At 42.1% G+C, this 25958-nt stretch carries 21 protein-coding genes; 20 read left to right on the top strand and 1 reads right to left on the bottom strand.

Annotation, left to right across the window (positions count from 1 at the left end; all coding sequences use genetic code 11):
- Positions 1-264 precede the first annotated feature (264 nt).
- From cgtA to JMX95_RS01600, 16 genes are all read left to right on the top strand, one after another.
- Positions 265-1482: an Obg family GTPase CgtA gene (cgtA, locus tag JMX95_RS01675; RefSeq protein ID WP_201559854.1), complete on the top strand. Its 1218-nt coding sequence runs from the start codon at positions 265-267 to the stop codon at positions 1480-1482.
- Positions 1483-1561: 79 nt separating this feature from the next.
- Positions 1562-2734 carry a glutamate 5-kinase gene (gene proB / locus JMX95_RS01670; protein ID WP_201559853.1) on the top strand — a complete coding sequence of 391 codons (1173 nt, stop codon included), beginning with the start codon at positions 1562-1564 and terminating at the stop codon, positions 2732-2734.
- Positions 2735-3027: 293 nt separating this feature from the next.
- Positions 3028-4164 (top strand): uroporphyrinogen decarboxylase, encoded by a 1137-nt coding sequence (hemE, locus tag JMX95_RS01665; protein ID WP_045445031.1) that lies wholly within the window; start codon positions 3028-3030, stop codon positions 4162-4164.
- A gap of 110 nt (positions 4165-4274) precedes the next feature.
- Positions 4275-5342 carry an N-acetyl-gamma-glutamyl-phosphate reductase gene (gene argC, locus JMX95_RS01660; RefSeq protein ID WP_055124420.1) on the top strand — a complete coding sequence of 356 codons (1068 nt, stop codon included), beginning with the start codon at positions 4275-4277 and terminating at the stop codon, positions 5340-5342.
- A 101-nt stretch (positions 5343-5443) separates the two neighbouring features.
- On the top strand, positions 5444-6310 hold the full coding sequence (locus JMX95_RS01655) for a hypothetical protein (protein WP_045445038.1): 867 nt from the start codon (positions 5444-5446) through the stop codon (positions 6308-6310).
- A 102-nt stretch (positions 6311-6412) separates the two neighbouring features.
- Positions 6413-6820 (top strand): ATP-dependent Clp protease adaptor ClpS, encoded by a 408-nt coding sequence (locus tag JMX95_RS01650; protein ID WP_201559852.1) that lies wholly within the window; start codon positions 6413-6415, stop codon positions 6818-6820.
- A 722-nt stretch (positions 6821-7542) separates the two neighbouring features.
- Complete coding sequence (locus tag JMX95_RS01645; RefSeq protein WP_087816133.1) at positions 7543-10116, top strand: AAA family ATPase; 2574 nt, start codon at positions 7543-7545, stop codon at positions 10114-10116.
- Between the two features lie 180 nt (positions 10117-10296).
- Positions 10297-11034, top strand: coding sequence for a uracil-DNA glycosylase (locus JMX95_RS01640; RefSeq protein WP_087816135.1), 738 nt, complete (start codon positions 10297-10299; stop codon positions 11032-11034).
- A gap of 12 nt (positions 11035-11046) precedes the next feature.
- On the top strand, positions 11047-11622 hold the full coding sequence (gene tadA, locus JMX95_RS01635) for a tRNA adenosine(34) deaminase TadA (protein WP_087816137.1): 576 nt from the start codon (positions 11047-11049) through the stop codon (positions 11620-11622).
- Between the two features lie 171 nt (positions 11623-11793).
- Complete coding sequence (cmk, locus tag JMX95_RS01630) at positions 11794-12576, top strand: (d)CMP kinase (RefSeq protein ID WP_087816139.1); 783 nt, start codon at positions 11794-11796, stop codon at positions 12574-12576.
- A 310-nt stretch (positions 12577-12886) separates the two neighbouring features.
- Complete coding sequence (rpsA, locus tag JMX95_RS01625; protein ID WP_055124414.1) at positions 12887-14578, top strand: 30S ribosomal protein S1; 1692 nt, start codon at positions 12887-12889, stop codon at positions 14576-14578.
- Positions 14579-14905: 327 nt separating this feature from the next.
- Positions 14906-15211, top strand: coding sequence for an integration host factor subunit beta (locus JMX95_RS01620; protein WP_045445047.1), 306 nt, complete (start codon positions 14906-14908; stop codon positions 15209-15211).
- Between the two features lie 172 nt (positions 15212-15383).
- The gene (locus tag JMX95_RS01615; RefSeq protein ID WP_201559851.1) at positions 15384-15797 is read left to right on the top strand and encodes a lipopolysaccharide assembly protein LapA domain-containing protein; all 414 of its coding nucleotides are present in this window, start codon (positions 15384-15386) and stop codon (positions 15795-15797) included.
- A 74-nt stretch (positions 15798-15871) separates the two neighbouring features.
- On the top strand, positions 15872-16570 hold the full coding sequence (gene pyrF / locus JMX95_RS01610) for an orotidine-5'-phosphate decarboxylase (RefSeq protein ID WP_201559850.1): 699 nt from the start codon (positions 15872-15874) through the stop codon (positions 16568-16570).
- 155 nt (positions 16571-16725) lie between these two features.
- Positions 16726-17523, top strand: a complete 798-nt coding sequence (locus JMX95_RS01605; RefSeq protein WP_227675924.1) for a metallophosphoesterase — start codon at positions 16726-16728, stop codon at positions 17521-17523.
- Between the two features lie 184 nt (positions 17524-17707).
- Complete coding sequence (locus JMX95_RS01600; protein ID WP_201559848.1) at positions 17708-18544, top strand: histidine phosphatase family protein; 837 nt, start codon at positions 17708-17710, stop codon at positions 18542-18544.
- A gap of 145 nt (positions 18545-18689) precedes the next feature.
- Here JMX95_RS01600 and rpsT read toward each other — a convergent pair whose 3' ends face one another.
- Positions 18690-18956 carry a 30S ribosomal protein S20 gene (rpsT, locus tag JMX95_RS01595; RefSeq protein ID WP_010200097.1) on the bottom strand — a complete coding sequence of 89 codons (267 nt, stop codon included), beginning with the start codon at positions 18954-18956 and terminating at the stop codon, positions 18690-18692.
- A 741-nt stretch (positions 18957-19697) separates the two neighbouring features.
- On the opposite strand from rpsT, the gene JMX95_RS01590 reads away from it, so the two are divergent.
- The 4 genes from JMX95_RS01590 to JMX95_RS01575 all read left to right on the top strand — a co-directional run bounded on the left by JMX95_RS01590 (position 19698) and on the right by JMX95_RS01575 (position 25692).
- Positions 19698-20399 (top strand): NAD-dependent epimerase/dehydratase family protein, encoded by a 702-nt coding sequence (locus tag JMX95_RS01590; protein ID WP_045445057.1) that lies wholly within the window; start codon positions 19698-19700, stop codon positions 20397-20399.
- Between the two features lie 102 nt (positions 20400-20501).
- Positions 20502-21035 (top strand): ribonuclease E activity regulator RraA, encoded by a 534-nt coding sequence (gene rraA / locus JMX95_RS01585; protein ID WP_201559973.1) that lies wholly within the window; start codon positions 20502-20504, stop codon positions 21033-21035.
- 220 nt (positions 21036-21255) lie between these two features.
- Positions 21256-25011 carry a transcription-repair coupling factor gene (gene mfd, locus JMX95_RS01580; RefSeq protein WP_201559847.1) on the top strand — a complete coding sequence of 1252 codons (3756 nt, stop codon included), beginning with the start codon at positions 21256-21258 and terminating at the stop codon, positions 25009-25011.
- Between the two features lie 249 nt (positions 25012-25260).
- Positions 25261-25692, top strand: coding sequence for an HIT domain-containing protein (locus JMX95_RS01575; protein WP_045445060.1), 432 nt, complete (start codon positions 25261-25263; stop codon positions 25690-25692).
- Positions 25693-25958 lie beyond the last annotated feature (266 nt).

The following is a 25958-nucleotide window of genomic DNA, read 5'->3' as shown; positions in this document are numbered from 1 at the left end:
AGTTTTTAATATTGAGGTACTCTTTATAAGAAAGTATTTTAATAGTCACTTTTAGCATGGACAAATAGATGTGATTTTTTAAGTTAATATATACCGCACCCGATAGTCCAATTGGTTATCGGGTGTTATTGTCATAAATAAAGCAATGATATATAGCAACATAGACGTAAGTCTCCTATTTTTTAAAAGATACCTATAGGCAAAAGAAGCAGTATATGACTGCTATTGAGTCTATAAACTAGAGTGTAAATAAAGGAACGTAAGATGCGATTTATTGATGAAGCCGTCGTAACGGTAAAAGCAGGTGACGGTGGTAACGGAATCGCCAGTTTTCGCCGAGAAAAGTATGTCCCACGTGGTGGACCTGATGGTGGAGATGGTGGCAAGGGCGGAGATATTTACGTCATTGCAGAGGATAACACCAACACCCTAGTGGACTATCGTTATACCCGTCGTCATGATGCTATGCGAGCAGAGAATGGCCACAGTAGAAACTGTTCAGGCAAGGGCTCTGATGATTTGTTTTTACCAGTACCTATCGGTACCACGGTAGTTGATACCGAAACTGACGAAGTGTTGGGTGACTTGATTGAACTTGGTCAGACGCTACTGATTGCCAAAGGTGGTGATGGTGGTTTGGGCAATACCCATTTTAAGAGCTCTACCAACCAAGCACCGCGTAAATCGACGTCTGGTTTTGAAGGTGAGTTAAAAGTTCTTAAGTTTGAGCTAAAAGTTGTGGCTGATGTTGGCTTGATTGGTTTGCCTAATGCTGGTAAATCTACCTTTATTCGTCAAGTCTCTGCTGCTAGACCAAAAGTTGCTGACTATCCGTTTACCACCCTCGTTCCGAATCTAGGTGTGGTTGATATCGGTCGTCATCGCTCATTTGTGATGGCAGATATTCCAGGTTTGATCGAAGGTGCTTCAGAAGGTGCTGGACTTGGCATTCGTTTCTTAAAACATGTGGCTCGTACTCGTCGTCTGTTACATGTGGTTGATGTAAAGCCAATTGATGGCAGCGATCCGGTAGCCAACGCTCGTGTTATCTTGAATGAACTTGAGCGTTTTTCGCCTGAGTTATCCAACTTGCCCCAGATTTTGATATTAAACAAAATTGATCAGGTGCCTGACGAAGAGTTAGATGAGCTTTGTACTCATATTGTCGCCGAGCTTGATTGGACAGGCGATGTATTTCGCACGTCAACCCTAATGGGTGAAGGGACGGATGCAGTTAAATATCATTTAATGAATGAGATTGAACTAGAGCGTGAGCGTGAACTAGAAGATCCTATCTTCGCTGAAGCACAAAGAAGCCGTTTTGAGCGCTTAGAAGTAGAAGTACGTCTAAACACTGAGGCGCAGCGTGAAGCCTATCGTGCGGCTCGCAAAGCGGCTCGCGAAGGTGTAGATTTAAGCGACGACGATGCTGATTTTGACGATGACGACGAAGATGGTGTCGAGGTCATTTATGTTCCTTAAGCTAACACGCTTGAGCTGATATACTTGAATTTTTTAGATCAATCCCCGTAATCAATTCACATGAGAGACAGGAGTTTATATGGCAGGTGACATAGAAAACACGACCGAAGAAGCAAGGTTTATTAAACAAACTCGCAACTTTGATATTCAGCGCGTTATTGTCAAGATTGGCTCATCGTTGTTAACCAATAACGGTCGAGGGCTGGATCGAACTGCCATATATGAGTGGGCAAAGCAGATCGCTAAATTGCACAAGCAAGGCGTCGAAGTACTGCTAGTATCGTCAGGTGCCGTTGCTGAAGGTGTGGTACGAATGAACCTTGAGGAGCGCCCGAAGAAACTAGCAGCACTACAGGCCTGTGCTTCTATTGGTCAAATGGGTTTGATTGAAACGTGGTGGTCAGCATTAATCCAACATGGTATTCAAAGCTCGCAGCTGCTACTAACACATGATGATTTGTCCAATCGTAGCCGTTATCTCAATACGACGGGCGCGTTGACACAATTACTAGAGTGGCGCGTGCTACCAGTCATCAATGAAAATGATACCATTACCATTGATGAAATTAAATTTGGTGATAATGATACTTTGGGCGCGATGGCGGCGGCGATGGTCAATGCCGATTTATATATCATTTTAACCGATCAAGATGGGGTGTTTACGGACAACCCACGTGACAATCCTAATGCAAAAATGATTCGCCAAGAGCGTGCGATGGCGGATTACTTATTTGATATTGCAGGGGATGGTGGCAAGCTTGGTTGCGGCGGTATGCTGACCAAAATTCGTGCTGGTCGTCTTGCTGCGATGGGTGGTTGTCCAACCGTTATCGTGAGCGGTGCTATCGATGATGTTATTACTCGTGTGGTATCAGGCGAAGCGGTCGGTACTTTGTTGACCACCAATGATCAAGACAAAATCATTGCACGCAAACAATGGCTTGCCGCACATTTACGTATGTCAGGCACTCTAATAGTCGATGCAGGCGCAGCAAAAGCAGTAGTCGAGCATCACAAGAGCTTGCTACCGGTCGGCGTTGTGGAAGTACGCGGTGATTTCGATGAAGGTGATGTGGTTGAGGTGGTTCACCAAGATACGGGCGAGCGTTTAGCGGTTGGACAAGTGAACTTCTCATCTCGGGATGCTTGCCGAGTGGCTCGTGAGCGTACTGAGCAGTTTGATAGAATTCTTGGTAATAATGAAGAGCGTGTGGTCATGGTACACCGTGATAATTTAGCGCTGACCATGTAGACCATTCATGGTATTCATCTAATTTCAAATATGAGCACGATATTATTGATTAAAGACTAACGGCAAATGACGCTCTAAAAAACACAAATACTTTTAATGATTACTGTTTTTATGATTGTTAACACGAGAGATATTAACCAATAAATTGTTATTAACTAATATCTCATTATTTGTGGTTTTTTAGAATAGATTGTCGCTATCTAAACGTTTTAATATTCTTTTATTCAACTTATTTTATCCAGCACCGTATTCATTGATGATCATGAATGCGGTGTTGTTTTGGAGATTTGTACATGAGTGCTTCAGACAATAGTAACTCGATTCAGCAAGAGTTTGCGCCTTTAAAGAACGACAGATTGTTACGGGCATTACGCTTTGAATCAATAGACACCACGCCAGTCTGGATGATGCGTCAAGCTGGTCGTTATTTACCAGAATATAAAGCCACTCGTGCAGAAGCGGGTGACTTTATGAGCCTGTGCAAAGATACGGACCGCGCCACTGAAGTCACTTTACAGCCACTACGCCGTTATGATTTAGATGCTGCTATCTTATTTAGTGATATTTTGACCATACCTGACGCTATGGGTCTAGGCTTATACTTTGAGGCGGGCGAAGGCCCTAAGTTTAAACATCCTATTCGTACGCAAGCAGACTTAGATAGATTGCCAGTACTTGAACCCAATGATTCTCTTGATTATGTCATGCGTGCGGTGACGAGCATCCGCAAAGCATTAAATGGTCAAGTGCCGTTATTTGGTTTCTCTGGTAGTCCATGGACATTGGCCACCTACATGATTGAAGGCGGCAGCTCAAAAGACTATCGTTATACTAAAGGCTTTTTGTATAGCAACCCTGATTTCTTGCATCAATTATTAGATAAATTAGCCACTTCTGTCATTGATTATCTAGATGCACAGGTGGTCGCTGGCGCTCAAATTTTACAGATTTTTGATAGTTGGGGCGGGGCGCTTGGCCATCGTCAGTTTATCGATTTTTCTCATGCTTATAATAAGCGTATCGTCGCTGAATTAAAAGTACGCCATCCGCAGATACCAGTGGTATTATTTACCAAAGGTGGTGGGTTATGGTTGGATGTGCAAGCAGATAGTCAAGCTGATGTTTTAGGGTTAGATTGGACGATGCCCATTGATCGTGCACGCCAAGTATTGGCTGAAAGTCAGCGTCAATTGACCAAACAGCACAAAAAACTACAGAGTAGTAAAGCCATTCAAGGCAACTTGGATCCAGCAACATTGTATGGTTCACCTGCGACGATTCGTGCTGAAGTAAATGCAATGCTTGATAGTGCTTATGCAAGCGGCGAAAAAACGGGTTATATAGCAAACTTAGGTCATGGTATTACGCAGTGGGTCAATCCTGACAATGCCAAAGTATTTATCGATGCGGTGCACGATTATAAAATCTAAAGCTGCTAGAATCCAAAAATGACAAAGTTCAGGTATATAAGCGAGCTTTCTATCTAAGATTTGTTTAACAAACACTGATATTTACCAAGTAAAATAAAAAGGAATATCTTATGATTTCAGCAGCGATTGTTGGTGGTACAGGTTATACGGGTATTGAGCTGATTCGCTTGTTATCTGCGCATCCTGAAGTATCTATTGATTTGCTAACCTCGCGTAGCGAAGCTGGTACACGCGCTGATGAGATATTTCCAAGCTTACGCGGTATATCAGATATTGTCTTTAGCGACTTGGGCGATGAGACGCTTGCAACGCTGCAAAAGTGTGATGTGGTCTTTTTTGCCACTCCACATGGCGTAGCGATGAAGCAAGCAGAGGCGCTAACGCAAGCCGGTGTGAAAGTCATTGATTTGGCTGCTGATTTTCGTTTGCAGTCACTGTCCGATTTTGAACACTGGTATCAGCAGTCGCATGCTTGTCCTGAGCTACTAAAGACAGCTGTTTATGGTTTACCTGAAGTCAATCGGGATAAACTTGCCACTGCTTTAGTCGTCGGTAATCCTGGTTGTTATCCGACTACCGCTATTTTGGGTTTGAAACCAATAATCGACATGCAAAATAAGCAAGCAGAGAGATTGGTGGAATCCCGCATCGTTATCGATGCAAAGTCAGGTGTTTCTGGCGCTGGTCGCCAAGCTTCACTTGCGCTTAATTATGCTGAAACTACTGATAACTTTAAAGCTTATAGCGTTGAAGGACATCGTCACCTGCCCGAGATTGAGCAAGGCGTGGCGCAGTTATTAGACAGCCAGTTCACCCATCGCATTCGTTTTTTACCGCATCTTGTGCCGATGATACGTGGCATGCTGAGCTCTATTCATCTTGAGCTGACGGATGCGGGTGCTGCTATTGATTGGCAGCAGATATTTGAAACATGCTATGAGTCAGAAGCGTTTATTGATGTCATGCCAAAAGGTATTTATCCAGATACCCGTAGTGTCCGCGCCAGCAACCGTTTACGCATTGCTGTGCATCAAGACAATGAACGGGCTGAATTGACAGTGATTGTCGTACAAGACAATTTGGTAAAAGGGGCAGCAGGACAAGCGGTACAAAATATGAATGTCATGTTCGGATTCGATGAAACAATGGGTCTAAACTTTGCACCTATTGTTCCGTAGCAGATGTTTAGCTGTGGTCAAATCATTCACATTTATGGTGCTAGGTATTGATTATAAATTCCGCTATAATATTGCCATTACTGTTAAGAGATATTGTCTAAATGCGTGTCAAGCTTGTACGACGCTTTTGCTCACAGCCCGCACTTTCATCGTGCAAAGACTCTGATTTGTATCATTTAGAGCGTAGTCCGCATTCTCTTAAAACCAATGCTAGTTCAGTAACTAAGGTAGGTGGTACCCAACAAGGGGCATCCACATTGGTGTTGGCTCTCTTTGTCGTTGTCATATTGGTGACTGCCATTGTTGGATTGATATTCGGTCATAAATTAGGATATCAGCGTGGCTTTCATTCTATGCAAACTGAAACCAAGCAAGCGATGATCAATAGCACTGAGGCAACAGAAGCGCTTGAAGATTTGCGTCTTAGTCATAAAATAGCGGCCAATCAAGCGGCTACTGCTAAGCAGGAGCTGGCGATTAGCTTGGCTAACATCAAAGAGTTGCGTGAAAACCAGCAAGAATTAACGGTTGAGAATAGACAAGTCTCTCAACTGAATGAATTATATGCTGATGTCCTTCGTGACAAAGGCGGCATGCCTTTACAGGTAATAGCGGCAAAGATTGAGCCGTTACCTGAAAATGCCTTCGAATATGGTTTCGATATAGGCATGCTTGCTAGCGATGGCAAAGCCAAACGCCTAAAGCCAACGTTGACGTTGCTCAATGACGATGATTTTGTAGAGGTGCCGCTAGATCCTCCAGTTTATACTATTGAAGGTATCGTTCGTATTCGTGGTCGTTTCATGATGCCATCAGGCTTTAAACCGTTACAAGTCAAACTTAGCTTACAAGCTGGCGGGCAACAAGTGGAGCAGCTCTATGATTGGAAGCTTGGCGACCGAGTTGATAATATGCCGTTATCACTTTTAGATTTACCTGAAGTCGACGAAAGTCCGATTGAGCCTTAATCTATTCATATTTAAGAGCGCTATAATAAGCATTGCATTTGCCAACCTCTGTTAGCGCTCTTTATTCTGTTATAAATATAACCATTAATTTGTATGCCAATTATGATAAAACAAACCCTATTGCAAGCGTTGCCAACTGTTGCTGATTGGCACTTTCCAACCATACCTGCTAATCGTGCACAAGATGGTGATACGGACGGCGAGACCTCGCCACAAGCAGATGTACTGGTTGCAGAGCCAGAAGTGGCTAAGCCGCCTATGTATGCCGTCGTTATGTATAATGATAATTATACGCCGATGGAGTTCGTCGTTTATATTTTACAGTCTGAATTTCGTCATAGTATGGATTCGGCAGTCGAAGTTATGCTAACGATTCATAACAGTAGCAAAGGCATTGCTGGTATCTATCCGAAAGATATCGCTGAGACCAAAGCCAAAAAAGTAAACAGTCTGGCACATCGTGAAGGCTATCCCTTATTGACCCAGATTGAGCCACATCAAGGCGAATAAGAAAATAGCGTAAATATGAATTTAAAGTTCTATCTTCTTTTCGTGTTTCTATCTTATTATTTCCAATGGTTTTATCGTTTAGAAACCCTGTCACGCTCTAAAAACTGCTCATTGTGAGCTTGATAGGTACTCTGTATCCAAGCAGTCACTCATAAATTCCTTATTATAAAAATTTCCTAACCTTGATTTTTCTTTAATATACCCTTATCTATATTAAGCAATCACATCAAACAGCTGTCTAAATTTTATAGAAATGATTGCTGCACTCGTATCATTTTCTAGTCATTTTATTAACTTGAATTTTTCTATAATTTAATCAGCTGATGGCTTAAAAAAGTCACTTGTATCCTTCACTCTCTCATTTATTATTCTATTACTGATTTCTCCTTTATTTGCTCAGTTTTTGAAGCTTTCATGCTATTTCTTTACTATAAATATTGATGCGCAGTACGCCTTGATACATTTTAGTCTGTGTTAATAGATTGACTCTTCTTAAGTATCGTGTTGAGATAAAGAAAAGCAAGTATGAGTGATCAAAACGCTTAATTGGTGATAAGTAGATAGCACTGCTACTTGAGTAATACATGGTCAATATCATTTAGCGCTGTCTTTTGATAATACAGATTTAGCCCTTGAACAATCCATCTGTCGCCCTGATTTACTTACTAACTCATTCATAAAGCTATCAATTATAAAGATAGGTATAACCGTAGGAAGTCGTTATGTTAAGTCGTCATCTTGAAGTTTCTTTGCGTTTAGCAATGACACTTGCGCGCCAAAAATCGCATGAGTACCTCACTGTTGAGCATCTATTATTGGCGTTATTAGAGAATACTCACGCTGCCAATACATTAACTGCCTGTAATGCTAATGTTTCAACGCTGCGCACCGAGTTAGAAGCTTATATCAATAAGCATACGCCAACGGTAGACGCAGACACCGAGCAGTCACCGCAGCCAACCCAAAGCTTTGATCGTATTCTGCAGCGTGCTATTTTCCATGTACAATCTATTGGTGGTGGTCGCCTTGTTGAAGGCTCAGACATTTTAGTATCTATGTTTTCAGAGCACGATACTTATGCCGTTTATTTGCTCAAAAAGCAGGGTATTAGTCGTCTTGAGCTGACCCAGTACTTATCGCATGGTCAAGATAAAGACGAGCCATCTGAGCCACGTGCTTCTATGACGGGCGAACGCCGTAGTGCCTCAGAAAAAACCAGTAAAGATCCCTTGGTTGAGTTTGCGACCAACCTGAACCAGCGTGCGGCTGAAGGTAAGACTGATCCATTGATTGGACGTGGCCCTGAAATTGAGCGAGCCGCGCAAGTATTATGTCGTCGCCGTAAAAATAACCCGTTATTGGTTGGTGAGCCTGGCGTCGGTAAGACCTCTATCGCTGAAGGCTTGGCGTGGTTGATTATTAATGATAAAGCACCGAAACCATTGAATGGCTGCGTGATTTATAGCCTTGATATTGGCTCATTAATCGCTGGTACCAAATACCGTGGTGATTTCGAAAAACGCATGAAGTCGCTGCTTGATGCGCTAAAGAAGAAGCCCAATGCGATCTTGTTTATTGATGAGATTCATATGATTATTGGCGCAGGGTCGTCAATGAGTAGCAATATGGACGTATCAAACTTGATTAAGCCAGCACTTGCTAATGGTGAGCTGCGCTGTATCGGCTCAACTACCTTTACCGAATACCGTCAAGTGTTTGAAAAAGACCATGCACTGTCACGTCGCTTCCAAAAAATTGATGTCAAAGAACCAAGTGTCGACGATACAATTGATATTTTGCGCGGTCTGAAGCCTCGTTATGAGGAATTTCATAATGTTGAATATACCGATGAAGCGTTGGTCACCGCCGTTCAATTATCTGCTAAGCATATTCACGAGCGTTTCTTACCAGATAAAGCGATTGATGTGATTGACGAAGCAGGTGCCTATAAGCGTTTAGGCGTGATTCCTGATGCTGATGATATTGATGCAGAAGAAATCTTCATTGCGGATATAGAGCAAGATTTTGATGCTCAGATTGATGCCGATGTTGAGGGTCTCGATGGCGACACGTATAGCGATAGCGAAATGCAGGATGAAGCGGAAACTGCAAAAGCCAATGATCGTGCCAAATCGTTCAGTGAGTCAAAAAGTGCCAAGGCTAAGAAAAAACCACCAATGAAAATCGATGTGGCAGATATTGAGGCGATTGTTGCCAAGCTTGCACGTATTCCGCCCAAGTCAGTATCGAGTGATGATAAGAGTATTCTTCAGCACTTAGATCGTGATCTTAAACACTTAGTGTTTGGTCAAGATGAAGCAATTGAAACATTAGCCGACGCCATTAAGCTATCACGTGCCGGTCTAAAAGCACCAGATAAGCCAATTGGTTCGTTTATGTTTGCCGGTCCTACTGGGGTGGGTAAAACCGAAGTTTCACGTCAATTGGCAAATTTGTTAGGCGTAGAACTGGTTCGTTTTGATATGTCAGAATATATGGAAGCCCATACCGCATCGCGTTTGATTGGTGCGCCTCCTGGCTATGTCGGTTATGATCAAGGTGGTTTGTTGACTGAAAAAATCAATCAACATCCACATTGTGTTTTATTGCTTGATGAGATTGAAAAAGCGCACCCTGATGTCTTCAACTTGTTACTGCAAGTGATGGATCATGGTACGTTGACTGATAACAATGGTCGTGTGGCTATCTTTAAGCAAGTCATTGTGATTATGACGACCAATGTCGGTGCTGATAGTATTAGCCGCTCTTCAATGGGCTTTACTCAGCAAGACCATAGCCGTGATAATACGGAGTCGCTCAAACGTGTCTTTACGCCAGAGTTCCGTAACCGTCTAGATGCCATCATCCAATTTAACCCATTAGATACCTCCGTGGTGGTATCTGTGGTTGATAAATTCTTGGTTGAGCTACAAGTCCAGCTTGATGATAAACAAGTCACCTTAGAGATTGATGACGAAGTACGCGATTATTTGGCTCACAAAGGCTATGATCGCCTAATGGGTGCACGCCCAATGCAGCGTCTGATTCAAGATGAGATCAAAAAGTCATTGGCAAGTATGATTTTGTTTGGTGATTTGGTCAATGGTGGGGTAGTACATCTCACCTTAGAGCCTGAAGCTAATGATGAACAAGATGGTGATTCTGTTAAGCTTGATAAGTACAGTGGTAAGACGGATTATAACTCTACATATAAAGGATCAGCAGATAGTCGTATTATCTTGACGGTCGTTGAGACTCATGAGCCACATCCAGACTCTGAGTCACTCGCCAGCTAAGTTTTTGCTACTAATGTAATAACAACGGTTACCATGTTACTGTGGTAGCCGTTTTTTTATTGCTATAATTCATAACAAAACCAACGTATGAAATCGCGAGCTCCCATTCATGTGCGAGATTGGTTTACGCATCATTACTCGATATTTATCTAATTAATAACAAATATAACAGGACATACTATGGAATTATTCGATGAACAAACGCCAAAAACGCCAGCGCAAAAACAAGCAATTTTAGACAATGTGCGCTTGCCAGAAGATTGGAAAACGGCGTTAGCAGACGAGTTAACTTCTAACAATATGGACGACTTGCGTGCGTTTTTAAAAGAAGCCTATCAATCAGAAAACAGTATCTATCCGCCAGCACCTTTAATATTTAATGCGTTAAACCTGACCCCTTTATCACAAGTTAAAGTCGTGATACTAGGTCAAGATCCTTATCATGGACCAGGGCAGGCAATGGGCTTATCGTTTTCAGTGCCCAAAGTCATTCCAAAGCCACCCTCACTCAATAATTTGTTAAAAGAGATGGCAAGTGACGTTGGTATCGCACCCTCAAAACATGGCGACCTGACTTACTGGGCGCAGCAAGGAGTTTTGCTATTAAATAGCTCTCTGACCGTGCGAGAAAGTGAGCCAAATAGCCATCAAAATAAAGGTTGGGAGCAGTTTACCGATGCGGTGATTGATGTGGTTAATGAACAAACAGAACATACCGTATTTATATTGTGGGGCAGTAAAGCACAGAAAAAAGGCAAATATATCAATACTGATAAGCATCTTATTCTCACCGCTGTACACCCATCACCACTTGCTGCCAATCGTGGTGGATTCTTTGGTTCCAAGCCGTTTTCTAAGACCAATGATTATCTGGTACAGTATGGGCAAACGCCTATCGATTGGCAATTACCGCAATAGTTGTCAAAATAAATGAAACATAAACAAAATATAAGCTTGAAGCCATATCCAACTGCAAATAGTCAGTTAGTTATTGAAGATATGCAAGCCAGCGCATTTTGGTCACTTCAAGATATGAGCTGGATGAACATAGCTCTTAAACTTGCTAGGCAAGGTGCTGAGTGTGGAGAGGTGCCAGTAGGAGCGATACTGGTACATAATCAGCAGATTATTGGTCAAGGATTCAATGAGCCAATTGGTCGTCACGATGCGACCGCTCATGCCGAGATTGTCGCATTAAGAGAAGCGTGTGCGCGCTTAAAAAACTATCGTTTACCATTACAGACAACGTTATACGTTACCTTAGAGCCTTGTACGATGTGTATCGGAGCGCTCATTCATGCGCGGGTAGATAGATTGGTTTATGCAGCAAGCGAGCCACGAGCGGGTATGGTTGGTAGTCAGATAAATTTACCGATACAACCTTTTTATAATCATGCTATCGAAGTACATAATGGCTTATGTCGTGAGCATAGTAGCCAGATGCTTAAGACCTTTTTCCGTGAACGACGAAAAGCGGCAAAAAAGAAAGACAATATAAGCAATTAACAAGATATCAGTCTTGCTGCTAGTGATGGGTAGGTTTCTTTGCTATAATATCGCCCTATTTGATGACGAAATGATGAATTAATTGTCAAGCGTTTGATAAATAAGTAAATATTATTCTGCAGCTAGCATGCACTAAGCCGTATCAGTATCGTCTACTATTAAGTGAGTATTATGACCGTTTCTACAGCTGATAACGCTATACTTGATAACTTTGGTGCTGGCAGTAATGATAACCAAGCGCCAGTGTTGCGCTACCCAGTTATCTGCATTGATGGACCAAGTGGGGCAGGTAAAGGTACGGTCACGTGGCGTTTAGCCCAAGCATTGAATTATCAACTGCTAGATTCAGGTGCTTTGTATCGTATCGTTGGACTCAAAGCATTTGAAGCGGGATTAGTTGCGGCAGATGGAAGCCAAGCCATTGACGAGATGGTTGTATTAGCATTAACGCAGCGCCTAGAGATTGCTTTTGTACCTAACAATGCATCAGGACGTGTTGATATTTTAGTGAATGGTGAAGCGGTTGGTGAGCAGGTTCGTAATGAAACCGTGGGCGGCTATGCATCACAAATAGCCGTATTTCCAAAAGTTCGTCAAGCATTACTAAAGTTGCAACAAGATATGGCAACTCGTTCTGGATTGGTCGCTGATGGTCGCGATATGGGAACGGTGGTGTTCCCAGATGCGGATGTAAAAGTGTATTTGACTGCCAGTGCTGAAGCGCGTGCCGAGCGCCGCGTAACACAGTTAATAAATGCTGGTCAGACGGCAGATTTTGACGCGATTTTAGCGACGATTAAAGCTCGTGATGATCGTGATGAGAATCGAGCGACTGCACCATCAAAGCCTGCAGAAGATGCTCTACTACTAGATAGCTCTAACTTAGATGCTGATGAAGTTTATGCACAAGTGAAAAGACATTGTCAGGATAAAGGTATTTTCTTTAATAGTTAATAAAAACAAGTTAGTAAGTATGAAAAAGTTTCCTATACGCTTGATTTTAGTATAAAATCACAGTAGTAGACGCTAATAATCTCTAGAGAGTGATAAAAATATTCTTTCTAAATCATAGAGATTTAAAAGTATAAGGCATTGCAATATAAGACAGTTGTTGCTAGTGAGTTTAATAAGTTATGTGCTTACTAACAACAAACGTTTTTATATATGATTGTATGGGATATAAAACCAGTATTCTCGTTTTATGCAATCATAAATTTGATCCGTACTGTGCTGGACAGGATACGGCTATACAAAGGTAGACATAATGGAATCATTTGCTGAACTATTTGAAGCGAGCATCGAAGAAACAGGTCTGGATATCGAGCGTGGCTCGGTTATCACTGGTACTGTTGTGGCCATTGATAACGACTGGATCACTGTTGATACTGGTCTGAAATCTGAAGGTATCGTCGCTCGTGAAGAGTTTTTAAGCGAAGAAGGCGAACTTGAAGTTGAAGTTGGCGATAGCGTTGATGTCGTGGTTGAAGCGGTTGATAACGGCATGGGTCAAACCTTGCTTTCACGTGAAAAAGCCAAACGTGTTGAAACTTGGAACTTCCTTGAAAAAATCGCTGATAATGATGAAATCGTAAAAGGTATCATCTCAAGCAAAGTTAAAGGCGGTTTCACTGTAGATATCGGTTCAGTACGTGCGTTCCTACCAGGTTCATTGGTAGATGTTCGTCCTATCCGTGACACCACGCATCTTGAAGGCAAAGAGCTAGAATTCAAAGTTATCAAACTTGATCAAAAGCGCAACAACGTTGTTGTTAGCCGTCGTGCAGTTATGGAAGCTGAAAATTCAGCTGAGCGCGAAGAGCTATTGAACAAGCTTGAAGAAGGCATCGAGATCGAAGGTATCGTTAAGAACCTTACTGATTACGGCGCATTCGTTGATCTAGGTGGTATCGATGGTCTATTGCACATCACTGACATGGCATGGCGCCGTATCAAGCATCCATCTGAAGTTGTTGAAGTTGGTCAAGACCTAAAAGTTAAAGTATTGAAGTTTGACCGTGAGCGCAATCGCGTTAGCCTAGGTCTAAAACAACTTGGTACTGATCCTTGGGATAACGTTGGCGGCACTTACCCAGTAGGTAGTGTGGTTAAAGCACGCGTCACCAACTTAACTGATTATGGTTGTTTCGCTGAGATTTCTGAAGGTATTGAAGGTCTAGTACACGTGTCAGAAATGGATCATACCAACAAAAACATCCACCCATCAAAAGTTGTTCAAGTGGGCGATGAAGTTGAAGTAATGATTCTTGATATCGATGAAGAACGTCGTCGTATCAGCTTAGGTATCAAACAAACTCTAGCTAACCCATGGGATGAGTTTGATAAGAAACATGAGCGCGGTGATAAAATCACTGGTACGATCAAATCAATCACTGACTTCGGTATCTTTATCGGTCTAGACGGTGGTATTGATGGTCTTGTTCATCTATCTGATATCTCTTGGAACGAAACTGGCGAAGACGCTATCCGTAACTACAATAAAGGCGACACCGTTGAAGCAATGGTATTGTCAGTAGATGCAGAAGCAAACCGTATTAGCCTAGGCGTGAAGCAGTTAAGCTCTGATCCATTCAACGAATACCTAGTCAACAATGACCGCGGTGCTATCGTTAATGGTAAAGTAAAAGAAGTAGATGCTAAAGGCGCTACTATCGAGCTTGCTGACGAAGTTGAAGCGTATCTACGTGCCTCTGAAATTCAACGTGATCGCGTTGAAGATGCGACTAAGCATTTGAGCGTTGGTGATGACGTTGAAGCGAAAATCATCAGTGTTGATCGTAAAACTCGCAACATCAACTTGTCTATCAAAGCGAAAGACGAAGCTGAAGAGCGTCAAGCGATTAAAGAGCTAAGCAGCACTAGCACGACTAGTACTACTGCCAGTTCTGATGCACAGCCAAAAACAATTGGTGATTTGATCAAAGAGCAAATGCAGTAAGCTGCACGTTATTGATATAAGATTATAAAAGAAGCGACTATGGTCGCTTTTTTTTTGCTTAAATTTTAAGTGCACTATTTAATCAACGAGGTTTTTGCTTAAACGGGCAAACTCTTATTTCCATTTACCGTAATATCCGCTATCATTTGCAACATTGAGTAACGAGATGTGAATTATTACTTATTTAAGACACTGAGATTATTTTAGTGAATGGCTATTTATCCTTATGATCTTGATGTATAGCTTGTCTTAAAAGTAACCAGCTATCGAAAATGATGGTCCAATTCACAGTCATCTTATCCATTAATCAACAAGGCAAGCGTAATAATGCAGCAAGCGATTAACAAGTCCGAATTTATTAGTAATTTAAGTGCGAACTGTGACAATATGACTGATACTGTAGTCGATGATGCAGTACGTGAAATATTAAACTTGATGACCGATACGTTAGCCAATGATGGACGCGTAGAAGTTCGTGGTTTTGGCAGTTTTTGTCTGCACCATCGTCGTGCCCGTATGGGTCGAAATCCTAAAACAGGAGAAAGCGTACCTGTACCTGCCAAAGCGATACCGCACTTTAAACCAGGTAAGGCATTACGTGAGGCAGTCAATGATACAGTAGCAAATAGCTAAGTGTGTTATAAAGTATTTATTGGGTAAAATTGCCAACAAGAGTGCTTGCCAGCCATTTTTGCTAGAACTTATCACTAGTGAGTTTATAAGCATATAAATGTTTGGGTTGATGAAGGTTTTAGAGTGCTATTTTTAAAACACTAACGACATTCCAAATCGAGGTAGACGTCTCATGCGCTTTTTACTATTTGTATTGCTGTTTTTGAGCTTTGCTTATTCACTTGGTTTGGTGTTGGCAAATAATACCGAAGTTGGCGTAAATTTATTATTCTCGCAAGCACCGACGATGAATCTAGGATTGCTGCTGATTTTATGCCTTATGCTTGGTATTGTTATTGGCATCTTGTTGGCACTGCTTATCTTCCGTGTCTTACAGAATAAGTGGGAAATCTCGCGTTTGCAAAAAGCGAATGTGAACTTGCAAGCGCAACTGACACAAGCCAACGCTGTCATTGATCGCCAAGCAACTGCACCAACGGTGGAAGAGGCTGTTTATGGTTCGACAGCGACCAATGTGCAAGTGCAAGACGCAGAAGTACTTACTGTAGATGAAGGCGCGACACTTACCAAACAAAAACGAGACTAAATTATATTTTGTACTGACCTATGAGCAGTTCATATATAGTGTTTTGATAATTCTGATATAGATATGGTAAAACCATGAATAATACAATGAACTCCCCAGTCATCGTTGCCTTAGATAATATGACGATGGAGGCATCGGTAGCATTAGCTGATCAGTTAGATCCAACATCATGCCGCTTAAAAGTGGGTAAAGAGCTATTTACTCGCTGTGGTCCTGAGATAGTTAAGGCGCTACATCAGCGTAATTTTGACGTATTTCTAGACTTGAAATTCCATGATATTCCTAATACTACCGCTCAAGCGGTACTAGCGGCAGCTGAGCTTGGCGTATGGATGGTGAATGTGCATGCCAGCGCGGGCTTAGAGGCGATGTCATTGGCTAAACAGCGCTTGTTAGACGGTAACTTTGATACCTTGCTGATAGCCGTCACCGTGCTGACCTCTATGGATAATCAAGCATTGATGCAAACAGGTATTACCGATGGTCTAGATGCGCAAGTGAGTCGATTGGCACAATTAACCAAGAAAGCAGGTCTTGATGGTGTGGTCTGTTCAGCGCAAGAAGCTAAAACGCTCAAGACACTATGTGGTCAGGATTTTAAATTGATTACCCCTGGTATTCGCTTGCTAGACGACAATGCAGATGATCAAAAGCGTATTTGCACGCCAAAACAGGCGTTAGATGATGGTTCTGATTATTTGGTGATTGGTCGTTCAATTACTCAGGTAGCAGATCCTGCGGCTAAATTACAAAAGATACTCCGAGGTATTTAGATACTTATAAAATATTTGGATATTTACAAAGCGTTTAGCATTTTATAGTGTCAGCATGATAAAAAAGACAGCCTCATCCGCTGTCTTTTTTTAATTTTTGCGGGTATATCAAAAAGTGCTAAACTATTTACGTTTATTTAATGATATTAGAACTTATGAAATTACAGATTTTAAGTGACTTACATATTGACAGTTATGCGCGTCAGTCACATCCGCTAGGGCATATTCCCAAAACTGATGCAGACGTGGTATTAGTCGCGGGCGATACTGCTAACAGTGATAGTGGTATGCCATGGCTACAAGAGCAGGCAGCACGTTTGCAAGTGCCTGTGATTACGATAGCTGGTAATCATGAATACTTTAATGAAGATGTGCTACATTTTGATAAAAAGCTGGCGACTTGGGATAATTATAATGCCCAGTCGCAGCAAGGCGTCCGTTTTCTACAGTGTCAACATATTGATATTGGTGACATACGTATCCTAGGTTGTACTTTATGGACAGATTACCAATATCAGGCCAATGAAGATACTATAGCTGCTGCTATGCGCTTTATGCGTGACTATAAACAAATCTATGCTGGAGGAGAGCTTTTTTCACCTGAAGTATCGATGCAAATCCATGCTAAGCAGCGTCAATGGTTAAAGCAAGCATTGATCACCGCCAAAACACTTGGCAAAAAAACTGTTGTAATGAGCCATCATAGTATCAGTCCATTATCGGTGTCTGAGAAGTATGCGAATCTACCAAGTAACGCAGCTTTTATCAGTGATTTATCTGGCTGGATGCATGAAGATTGGGCGCCAATACTATGGGTACATGGACATACACACGAAGCATTTGATTACCGTATTGGTAATACACGAGTCATTGTCAATCCACGTGCGTATCCAAATGAGGTGAGCAGCACTGCATTAGCGTTCGCGTGGGACAAAGTCATTGATATCGGCTAAGTAATTTTAGCCTCTTGAAAGTAAATATCTTTTTAGTTATTTGTCACCTTGATTCGTATTTTTTAAAATAGTGAATATAAAATAGTGCTTATTTTAAAGTCTAACCGCATAGACTCGTAAGCAATATTACAATTGAACTGATATTTTGTTCATTCATATCAAAAAATCTGCTACGCTTGCTACCATGAGCAAATATCTCAATAACAATCCCTCAAAACTGTCTGCTGAAAAGCTTGCGAGTCATACTCCAAGTGCTCCGGCGCCTTCGCACTTGCCTGATAGTATGATTTCCTCAGTCAGCTTATTGCCTGAAGATAAACGGCTTATTTTATTTACCAGACATTCCTTACGTGAACGCTCTGATGGCAATGGTTTTGCCAGTTATCAATTACCCCTAACACCTAAAGGTCGAGTACTAGCGAAGTCTTGGGGGCGTTGGTTGGCAGGGCATTTACCGTACTCGCTCGATGTAGACAGTATCTCAAGTCCGATTGGACGCTGTATTGACACGGCGCAGCTGATGCAAGCAGGTGCGGGACTACAACGTGATATTACGCATCAGTCATTGTTGGTCGAGCCTGGTAGCCTAGTGACTGAGCCTGAAATAGCAAATCCAGTATTTAAAGAAATTGGTGTACTCAACTTTATCAATCGATTTTTGCAAGGCAATCTTGAAGGTACCAAAAACGCTTACCAAGGCGGTCTCGATATTTTATCGCTGTTTTATCAACATCAGCCGCGGCAAGGGCATCTCATGCTTGCTGTTAGTCATGATACGTTGTTATCTGCTTTTTTAGCAGTGATGTTTGATGTGGTCGAGATTGATTGGAATGATTGGCCAAAGATGATGGAAGGCGTGTTTTTGTGGTTTGATGATAAGCCGTTTGAACAAGCCAGTGCACACTTCGTTTGGCGCGGTGAAGTGTATGTGCGCCCGATTCATACTTTATTAGAAGACTACCGTGCTGCCGGCTTTCATCCTAATACATTGCTCTTACCACCAGAAGTAAAATGGATTTAAATACTATTTAATCTAAATACTATTGAAAAGATTACTACTCATTTTTCAATCAGACATAAAAAAACCTTGCCCCAGTATTAGAACCAGTAACAAGGTTTTAGTCATCACGCTATAAAGGCGAGATGTGGTCTAAACGTTACCAATCTTAAGCTTGTAGGCCTTTGATGGTTTTGTTCAGGCGGCTCTTACGACGAGCAGCTTTATTCTTATGAATAATACCTTTGTCAGCCATACGATCAAGAACTGGTACCGCTTTTTTGTAAGCTTCGGTAGCCGCGTCATAATCTTTAGCTGCGATAGCCGCATCAACACGTTTTAAGTAAGTACGAACCATAGAGCGTTGTGACGCAGAGTTCTGACGACGTTTGGTGTTTTGACGGGCGCGTTTACGAGCTTGTGCAGTATTAGCCACGCGAATCTCCTTGATAAAGACAGATAAAAATATGAATGTGGATTACAATAAAAAAGGGTTTAACCATCATCGGTAACGAGCAGCCGTCTCGCCAAACATGATGTCGATGTCTAATATTAAAGTACCTATCTGTTATTAAAGGCACCTAAATGAGCAATAGAGCATCGCAAGCGCCAAAACTGTTTGGAATAATTAAACAGCGTTAACGTGTAAAGCCGGTTATCTTAGCAAATTATCGCCCTTAGAACAATATATTTGATGATTAATGCTTAAAGAAGTTGTGTGATCATATATACGACAGTTTTTTGTGTCTCTGCTCAACTATTTCTTGAAATATTTATCAATATTGTTGCACTAAAAACCGCTTATGAGTGAATAAATCGCTTAGCCGATAAAATCTCTTACAATAAATTCTATAGAATACCCTCAGTTATGCGTTAATTTAGGTATGATACTAGGGCATGTCCTCAATTCAATCGATGGACATCTAAATGGGCTAAAAGTGGCTGAATCTTGCCAAACAATGTTAAAAAAAATGTCAAATAGCTGGTTAATATCCCGATACTATTTAACATTCTGATAGTATCTGCGCTATTTTCCTCATTTGACTATGATTTATCTCATTGTTATCACCATTTTAAAAATGAGGATACGCCCTAAGATGAAAAGCTTTGGTGATAGGCTTTAAAATCAGATTTTTCATTATCATCTATTTTCCAACACACTATAAATGGATAGGCTATGCAGCGAAAAGCAATTGTAATTGGCGCGACAGGATTGGTCGGACAGCATCTTGTCAAACAGCTTAGTGAGCTTTATGACACGTTAATTGTGATTGCAAGGCGTCCGCCACGCTATATCAATACCAGCATGCGTTTTTATCAGGTCAATGATTTTGATAATTTGGCTGAAATATTTGCCAGCGTTGGTGTTGATCGAAAGACGGACGCTTTTAGCTGTCTTGGTACGACTAAGAAGCAGGCTGGTAGCGATGAGGCCTTTCGAAAGGTTGATCATGATTATAATGTCAATTTTGCCAAACTGTGCCAAGAAAAAGGTGTTGAAAATTTCTTTTTGTTATCATCCATGAATGCTGATATTCATAGTCGGTTTTTATACAATCGCGTAAAAGCTGAAACTGAACAGTCTATTATGGCGCTAGGTTTTACGCAGCTAGTCATTTTCCGTCCGTCCTTGTTACTTGGCAAGCATAAAGGTCGTCCGCTCGAAAGTATTGGTCAAAAAGCCTTTCAGCTGATATCGCCCTTAGTTTCAGAATCATTGTCACTGCATCCCATTTCCGCCAAACGCGTTGCCATTGCCATGGCGATGAGTGCGCATGATGTTTATCAGCGTAATAAATACCGTACTGAACCTGCTATCCAAACCACTGATATCATCGAAAATAAGCAAATGCTAGCAATGACTAAAGTTAAAAAATAGCCTAAGTATTAAGTTAAAGGAACAATTAAATTAAGCCCTAGTCATCAATAATCAGTCATGAATAACCAATCATATATAACAAGGAGCGTCACTATGTCAGATATGCCAGAATCAATAACAATGGATAAAAAGAACTTTGTGACCTGTGATTTATTGGATGCCAATCCTAAGTCGCAGGTGTGTTTGCCTAATATCGAAGGCAAGTCTTTTCATAGCTTTGGCGGCAAAAAGAAATTCTGCGGTGAAATTGTGACGGTGAAATGCTTCGAAGACAATAGTCGCGTCAAATCATTGCTAAATAGCGATGGTAAAGACAAGGATGGTAACGGTAAGGTGTTGGTGGTTGACGGTGGTGGTTCAATGCGTTGTGCGCTGCTAGGCGACATGATTGCGCAGTCAGCGATTGATAATGGCTGGGTGGGGGTTATCGTGTACGGCTGCGTCCGTGATGTTGATGATATGGCAGCAATGGACATCGGTGTTATGGCGCTTGGTTGCATTCCGCGTAAATCGAATCGCCGCGATGAAGGTCAAACCGATATTGAAATCAGCTTTGGTGATTTAACACTAAATTCTGGTATGTTTGTCTACGCAGACAATAACGGTATTATCGCTAGCGACAAGCCATTAATTTAACACTAGCTTAATAAATAGCACTCAAAAACCTCAGCTTAGCCGTTGAGGTTTTTACATTTAATCATCCTGTCTTTATATACGAATATAATCTTTATCAGCTATTTGGCTATTGGTTTTTTAATAAAAATGCTAAGTGACAAACCGTTACGGCATAAATTTTGGTAATTGCTGAAATATTCGTATAATAGCTCTCTGACTCTTAACGTTGATCCTACTTTTTATGCCTATCACTGCTTTGACTGACGCCTTTGAACCAATTAACCAGCAGTTGTTTCCTATCCAGAATGCCGAGCGGCGTTGGCTGGCACCTGTGCATGGCGCAGTCAGCAGTTTGTGGCTAGCAAGTCTGGTGCAAACACCGCTATGGAATGTTGCCGACCGATTAAAAGTTGTGGTGACGCGTGACCAAAACCAGCTCAATCAGATAGAGACGGAATTGGCATTTTGCGGCGTCGATGCTTATGTGTTCCCCGATTGGGAGACGTTGACCTATGATGAGCTGTCACCGCATCAAGATATTGTTAGTGAGCGTATCAATCTATTAACGGATATGCCAACGACAGGCGTACTGCTAATCTCGGTACAGGCATTAATGCATCGCGTAGCACCGCCAAGCTGGTTGATTGGGCAGCATTTTGATTTGAGCGTTGGTGATCGATTTGATATCAATACCCAGCGCGGATTGCTGGCAAAGGCAGGTTACCGCGCCGTTGAGAATGTGTTTGAGCCGGGTGAGTTCGCGGTACGTGGCAGTATCATTGATATCTTTGCTATGGGTCAGCCGTTTCCATTACGTTTAGATTTGTTTGATGATGAGATTGAGACCATTCGTTTTTTTAATCCGCAAACCCAGCGGACATTGACCGTTGATGACCTCAAAACAATGATGAGCGGCAACGATAGTAGTATGGGCAAAGAGTCACTATCACTGCTACACAAGCTGCCAGATATCTCAAAACCTATCGAACAATTCCAAATACTACCCGCCAAAGAGTTCCCGCTTGATGAAGGGCGTGAGACGTTTCGTACCAACTTCGCCACGATGTTCCCTAATGCGAGCAGCCGCAAGTTTGAGCTACATAAAGACGTAATGGCAGGTATCGCTAGTAGCGGACTTGAATATTATCAGCCGCTATTTTTTGATTTAAAAGCGTGGACAGCAGAGAGTAGCTTGTTTGCTTACTTACCAAGCGATGCGCTGTTTATCACTGATGAATTGATTAATGAAAAACAGGTAGATTACTGGTCACAAATTCAGCGCCGTTATGAAGAGCGTCGTCATGATATCGATAAACCTATTGTCGCGCCTGAGTTGCTGTATTTATTGTCAAATACTCTTAACGAACATCTTAATCATTATCCACGCGTGATTCTCAGTGCGCGCAATGAGCTGGCTAGCATGACGGATGTCGCTGCGATTGACAGCGGTGATTCGTTGTTAGCAGACAGTTCATTGTTACAAGTTGAACACCAATCAGATTTACAGCCACAATTGCCGCTGACGGCAAATAAGCAGCAAGGCTTGGTGACGCTCAGTGCGCAAGAGCCGCCACAATTGACCGTTAACCACCAAAAGGCTGAGCCTCTTACCCAGCTATTAGAATTTTTAGAGCTGCAAGCACAAACAGCGACGCCAGTATTGATCGTTGCTGAAACAGCGGGTCGTCGTGAGATTCTTATTGAGCTGTTCAAAGGCAAGATTGACATTAAGGCTTATGACAGCTTTGCAGCGTTTCTAGCAGCGGACAAAACCAACAGCGTTAAAGGTAATAAGCTGCCGCAGGTTGGTTTAACCGTTGCGCCCATTGAGCGCGGGGTTTATGTTCCTGAGCGTTTGGTGCTGATTAGTGAGACGCAGTTATTTGGTCGGCAAGTGCTGCAAACACGCCGTCGCCGCCAAAGCGGGGTGTCGGAAGAGTTTTTGGTTAAGAGTGTTACTGAAATAACTGAAGGCAGCCCAGTGGTGCATATCGAGCATGGTATTGGGCGTTACAATGGGCTGATTACGTTAGATGTGGGTGATGGCGAGCAAGAGTTTATTCACTTAAAATATGCCGATGATGCCAGTATTTATGTGCCCGTTGCTAATTTGCAAATGATTAACCGTTATAGTGGCGGTGACCCAGCACTTGCGCCATTGCACAAAATCGGTAGCGGTAAATGGGATAAGGCTAAGCAAAAAGCGCTTGAGCAAATCCATGACGTAGCGGCCGAACTGCTTAATATGCAAGCGCGTCGTGAAGCCAAAGTCGGTATTCATTTTAAAATAGATGCGTCACAGTATGAGCTCTTTGCCAGTCAATTTGCCTTTGAAGAAACGCTGGATCAAGCCAATGCCATTCATGCGGTGATGGAAGACATGCGACAAAACCAACCAATGGATCGGCTCATCTGCGGTGATGTTGGTTTTGGTAAGACTGAAGTCGCTATGCGCGCGGCGTTTATCGCGGTAAGCGCCGGTTATCAAGTGGCAGTATTGGTGCCGACAACCTTGCTAGCAGGTCAGCATGAAGATAATTTCCGCGATAGATTTGCTGATTGGCCAGTGCGTATCGAGACGCTATCACGCTTTGGCGGCAAAAAGCACCAAGAAACGGTGTTGACAGATTTAGCAGCAGGTAAAGTCGATATCGTCATCGGTACTCATAAACTGTTACAACCTGATGTGAAGTTTTCTAATCTAGGTTTGATGATTGTCGATGAAGAGCATCGCTTTGGCGTGCGCCATAAAGAGCGTATCAAGGCGATTCAGACGGATGTCGATAGTATGTCGATGACAGCAACCCCCATCCCTAGAACGCTCAATATGGCGCTCTCAGGTATGCGTGACATGTCAATTATCGCGACACCTCCAGCACGACGTTTGGCGATTAAAACCTTTGTCATGCAAAAAACTGATGCTTTAATGAAAGAGGCGATCTTGCGTGAGTTACTGCGTGGTGGGCAGGTTTATTTATTGCATAATGATGTGGCTAGTATCGAGCGTATGGCAGAGACCATACGTGAATTGGTGCCTGAGGCGCGAGTAGGGGTCGCTCACGGGCAAATGCAAGAGCGCCAACTTGAGCAAGTGATGCAGCAGTTTTATCATAAAAAATTCAATGTACTGATATGCTCCACCATTATCGAAACCGGTATTGATGTACCCAATGCCAATACCATTATCATTGAGCGCGCCGATAAGTTTGGCTTGGCACAATTACATCAGCTGCGTGGTCGTGTCGGTCGTAGTCATCATCAAGCGTATTGTTATCTACTTGTGCCTTCTATCAAAGGTCTTAAAGGCGATGCTAAACGCCGATTGCATGCGATTGAACGCGCCAATACGTTGGGTGCAGGTTTTATGCTGGCTAGCGAAGACTTAGAAATTCGCGGTGCTGGCGAAATACTCGGTAAGCAGCAAAGTGGTAATATGCAGGCGATTGGTTTTAGTTTATATATGGACATGCTGGAGCGAGCGACAAAAGCCATTAAAGCGGGTAAAGAGCCTGATTTAAGCACACCGTTGTCGCTGACTAGTGAGATTAATCTGCATAGCTCAGCATTGATACCAGAAGAATATCTACATGATGTCCATCAGCGTTTGTTATTTTATAAGCGCATCAGTAATGCCGATGATAAAGAGGCATTGATTGATATTCGTACCGAAATGATTGACCGTTTTGGTACATTACCAGAGCAAACGAAGCAGTTATTCGCCATCCACGGACTGCGTATACAAGCTGAGCCGCTCAAGATTAATAAGATTGATGCCAATAGTAATAGCATGACATTAGAGTTTGCGCCTGATACCCCAGTCGATGCCTTAGCGATTATTAAGTTGATTCAATCAAATGGTCAGCGTTATCGTATGAATGGTGCTTCTGGTATTCGTTATCAAGATGCTGATAAACTGGCAACGCCCCAACAGCGCGTCACCGCGATTCAAGAATTATTACGCTATTTTAGCGAGCATACGGTGGCAGAGTCAGCGTAGTTGTTTTGGCATTTCGGCATTTTGAGAGCTAAGCAATGATTTTCGGTAGATTCAATCAGCTCAATAAGTCAGCTAGCCAGTGCTCGAGTAGGACGTCAAGACAATGAGTCATAGCGCTATTTTATCGGTCGGATAACTGATAAAATAGCGACATCCTATATTTAGCCTATTGTTTTTTAGTAAATTAAATTCTACTTTTCTAGATTCATATTCCTTTTATCTGAGTGTCATAACAAGAGAACCGTCATTATGTTCCAACTTCATCATAAACTTGCTGCCGATAGCTTTTTAGTGGGTGATTTCCCATTATCGACTTGTCGTTTAATCAATGATTGCCAGTTTCCTTGGTTAATATTAGTGCCGCGTGTATCAGGTATCAAAGAGTTGTATGAATTATCTGAGGCTGATCAAACGCAGTTTTTGCGTGAATCAAGCTGGTTATCGAGTCAGCTAGCCAAGACCTTTCAAGCTGATAAAATGAATGTAGCTGCACTCGGTAATCAAGTGCCGCAACTTCATTTTCATCATATCGTTCGCTATCAAAATGACATGCAATGGCCAAATCCAGTATGGGGCGTTCCTGCTATTCCTTATACTAAAGAAGTGTTGGCGCAGATGCAGCAGACGTTAATGATGGCGCTACGTGGCCATCATCAGATGCCATTTGATTGGCAAATGTAATAAATACCTGAGTAGTAATAGGTCGGTAAGTTGATTGGCAAATTGATAATGATACTCTATTGGCTAGGCATCGATTGACCCATCAAAGTAACTGGAAAACTGGCTAAACGTTTAAAGTTAAGCCTTATTTTGGTGTCTTAGTCGTTTCACGGTTATGTGCCAACGTTATGCTCAGTTATTACAGCCCCTAATTTTTATATATTAATAGGTTTTAAGTATTTGAAATCCAGATAAATATTATCTGGATTTTTTGTGTTTGGCTCAAA

This window comes from Psychrobacter sp. NC44, assembly GCF_904846655.1.
Lineage (GTDB): Bacteria > Pseudomonadota > Gammaproteobacteria > Pseudomonadales > Moraxellaceae > Psychrobacter.
This window is presented reverse-complemented; position numbering and strand designations above follow the sequence as displayed.

Excerpts from the sequence above, each read along its gene's own strand:
- mfd (WP_201559847.1), top strand. The coding sequence starts at position 21,256 with ATGCCTATCACTGCTTTGACTGACGCCTTTGAACCAATTAACCAGCAG.
- hemE (WP_045445031.1), top strand. The coding sequence starts at position 3,028 with ATGAGTGCTTCAGACAATAGTAACTCGATTCAGCAAGAGTTTGCGCCT.
- JMX95_RS01605 (WP_227675924.1), top strand. The coding sequence starts at position 16,726 with ATGAAATTACAGATTTTAAGTGACTTACATATTGACAGTTATGCGCGT.
- JMX95_RS01575 (WP_045445060.1), top strand. The coding sequence starts at position 25,261 with ATGTTCCAACTTCATCATAAACTTGCTGCCGATAGCTTTTTAGTGGGT.
- JMX95_RS01600 (WP_201559848.1), top strand. The coding sequence starts at position 17,708 with ATGAGCAAATATCTCAATAACAATCCCTCAAAACTGTCTGCTGAAAAG.
- JMX95_RS01620 (WP_045445047.1), top strand. The coding sequence starts at position 14,906 with ATGCAGCAAGCGATTAACAAGTCCGAATTTATTAGTAATTTAAGTGCG.
- rraA (WP_201559973.1), top strand. The coding sequence starts at position 20,502 with ATGCCAGAATCAATAACAATGGATAAAAAGAACTTTGTGACCTGTGAT.
- JMX95_RS01615 (WP_201559851.1), top strand. The coding sequence starts at position 15,384 with ATGCGCTTTTTACTATTTGTATTGCTGTTTTTGAGCTTTGCTTATTCA.
- cmk (WP_087816139.1), top strand. The coding sequence starts at position 11,794 with ATGACCGTTTCTACAGCTGATAACGCTATACTTGATAACTTTGGTGCT.
- JMX95_RS01640 (WP_087816135.1), top strand. The coding sequence starts at position 10,297 with ATGGAATTATTCGATGAACAAACGCCAAAAACGCCAGCGCAAAAACAA.
- JMX95_RS01655 (WP_045445038.1), top strand. The coding sequence starts at position 5,444 with ATGCGTGTCAAGCTTGTACGACGCTTTTGCTCACAGCCCGCACTTTCA.
- rpsA (WP_055124414.1), top strand. The coding sequence starts at position 12,887 with ATGGAATCATTTGCTGAACTATTTGAAGCGAGCATCGAAGAAACAGGT.
- JMX95_RS01650 (WP_201559852.1), top strand. The coding sequence starts at position 6,413 with ATGATAAAACAAACCCTATTGCAAGCGTTGCCAACTGTTGCTGATTGG.
- JMX95_RS01645 (WP_087816133.1), top strand. The coding sequence starts at position 7,543 with ATGTTAAGTCGTCATCTTGAAGTTTCTTTGCGTTTAGCAATGACACTT.
- argC (WP_055124420.1), top strand. The coding sequence starts at position 4,275 with ATGATTTCAGCAGCGATTGTTGGTGGTACAGGTTATACGGGTATTGAG.
- pyrF (WP_201559850.1), top strand. The coding sequence starts at position 15,872 with ATGAATAATACAATGAACTCCCCAGTCATCGTTGCCTTAGATAATATG.
- proB (WP_201559853.1), top strand. The coding sequence starts at position 1,562 with ATGGCAGGTGACATAGAAAACACGACCGAAGAAGCAAGGTTTATTAAA.
- cgtA (WP_201559854.1), top strand. The coding sequence starts at position 265 with ATGCGATTTATTGATGAAGCCGTCGTAACGGTAAAAGCAGGTGACGGT.
- tadA (WP_087816137.1), top strand. The coding sequence starts at position 11,047 with ATGAAACATAAACAAAATATAAGCTTGAAGCCATATCCAACTGCAAAT.
- JMX95_RS01590 (WP_045445057.1), top strand. The coding sequence starts at position 19,698 with ATGCAGCGAAAAGCAATTGTAATTGGCGCGACAGGATTGGTCGGACAG.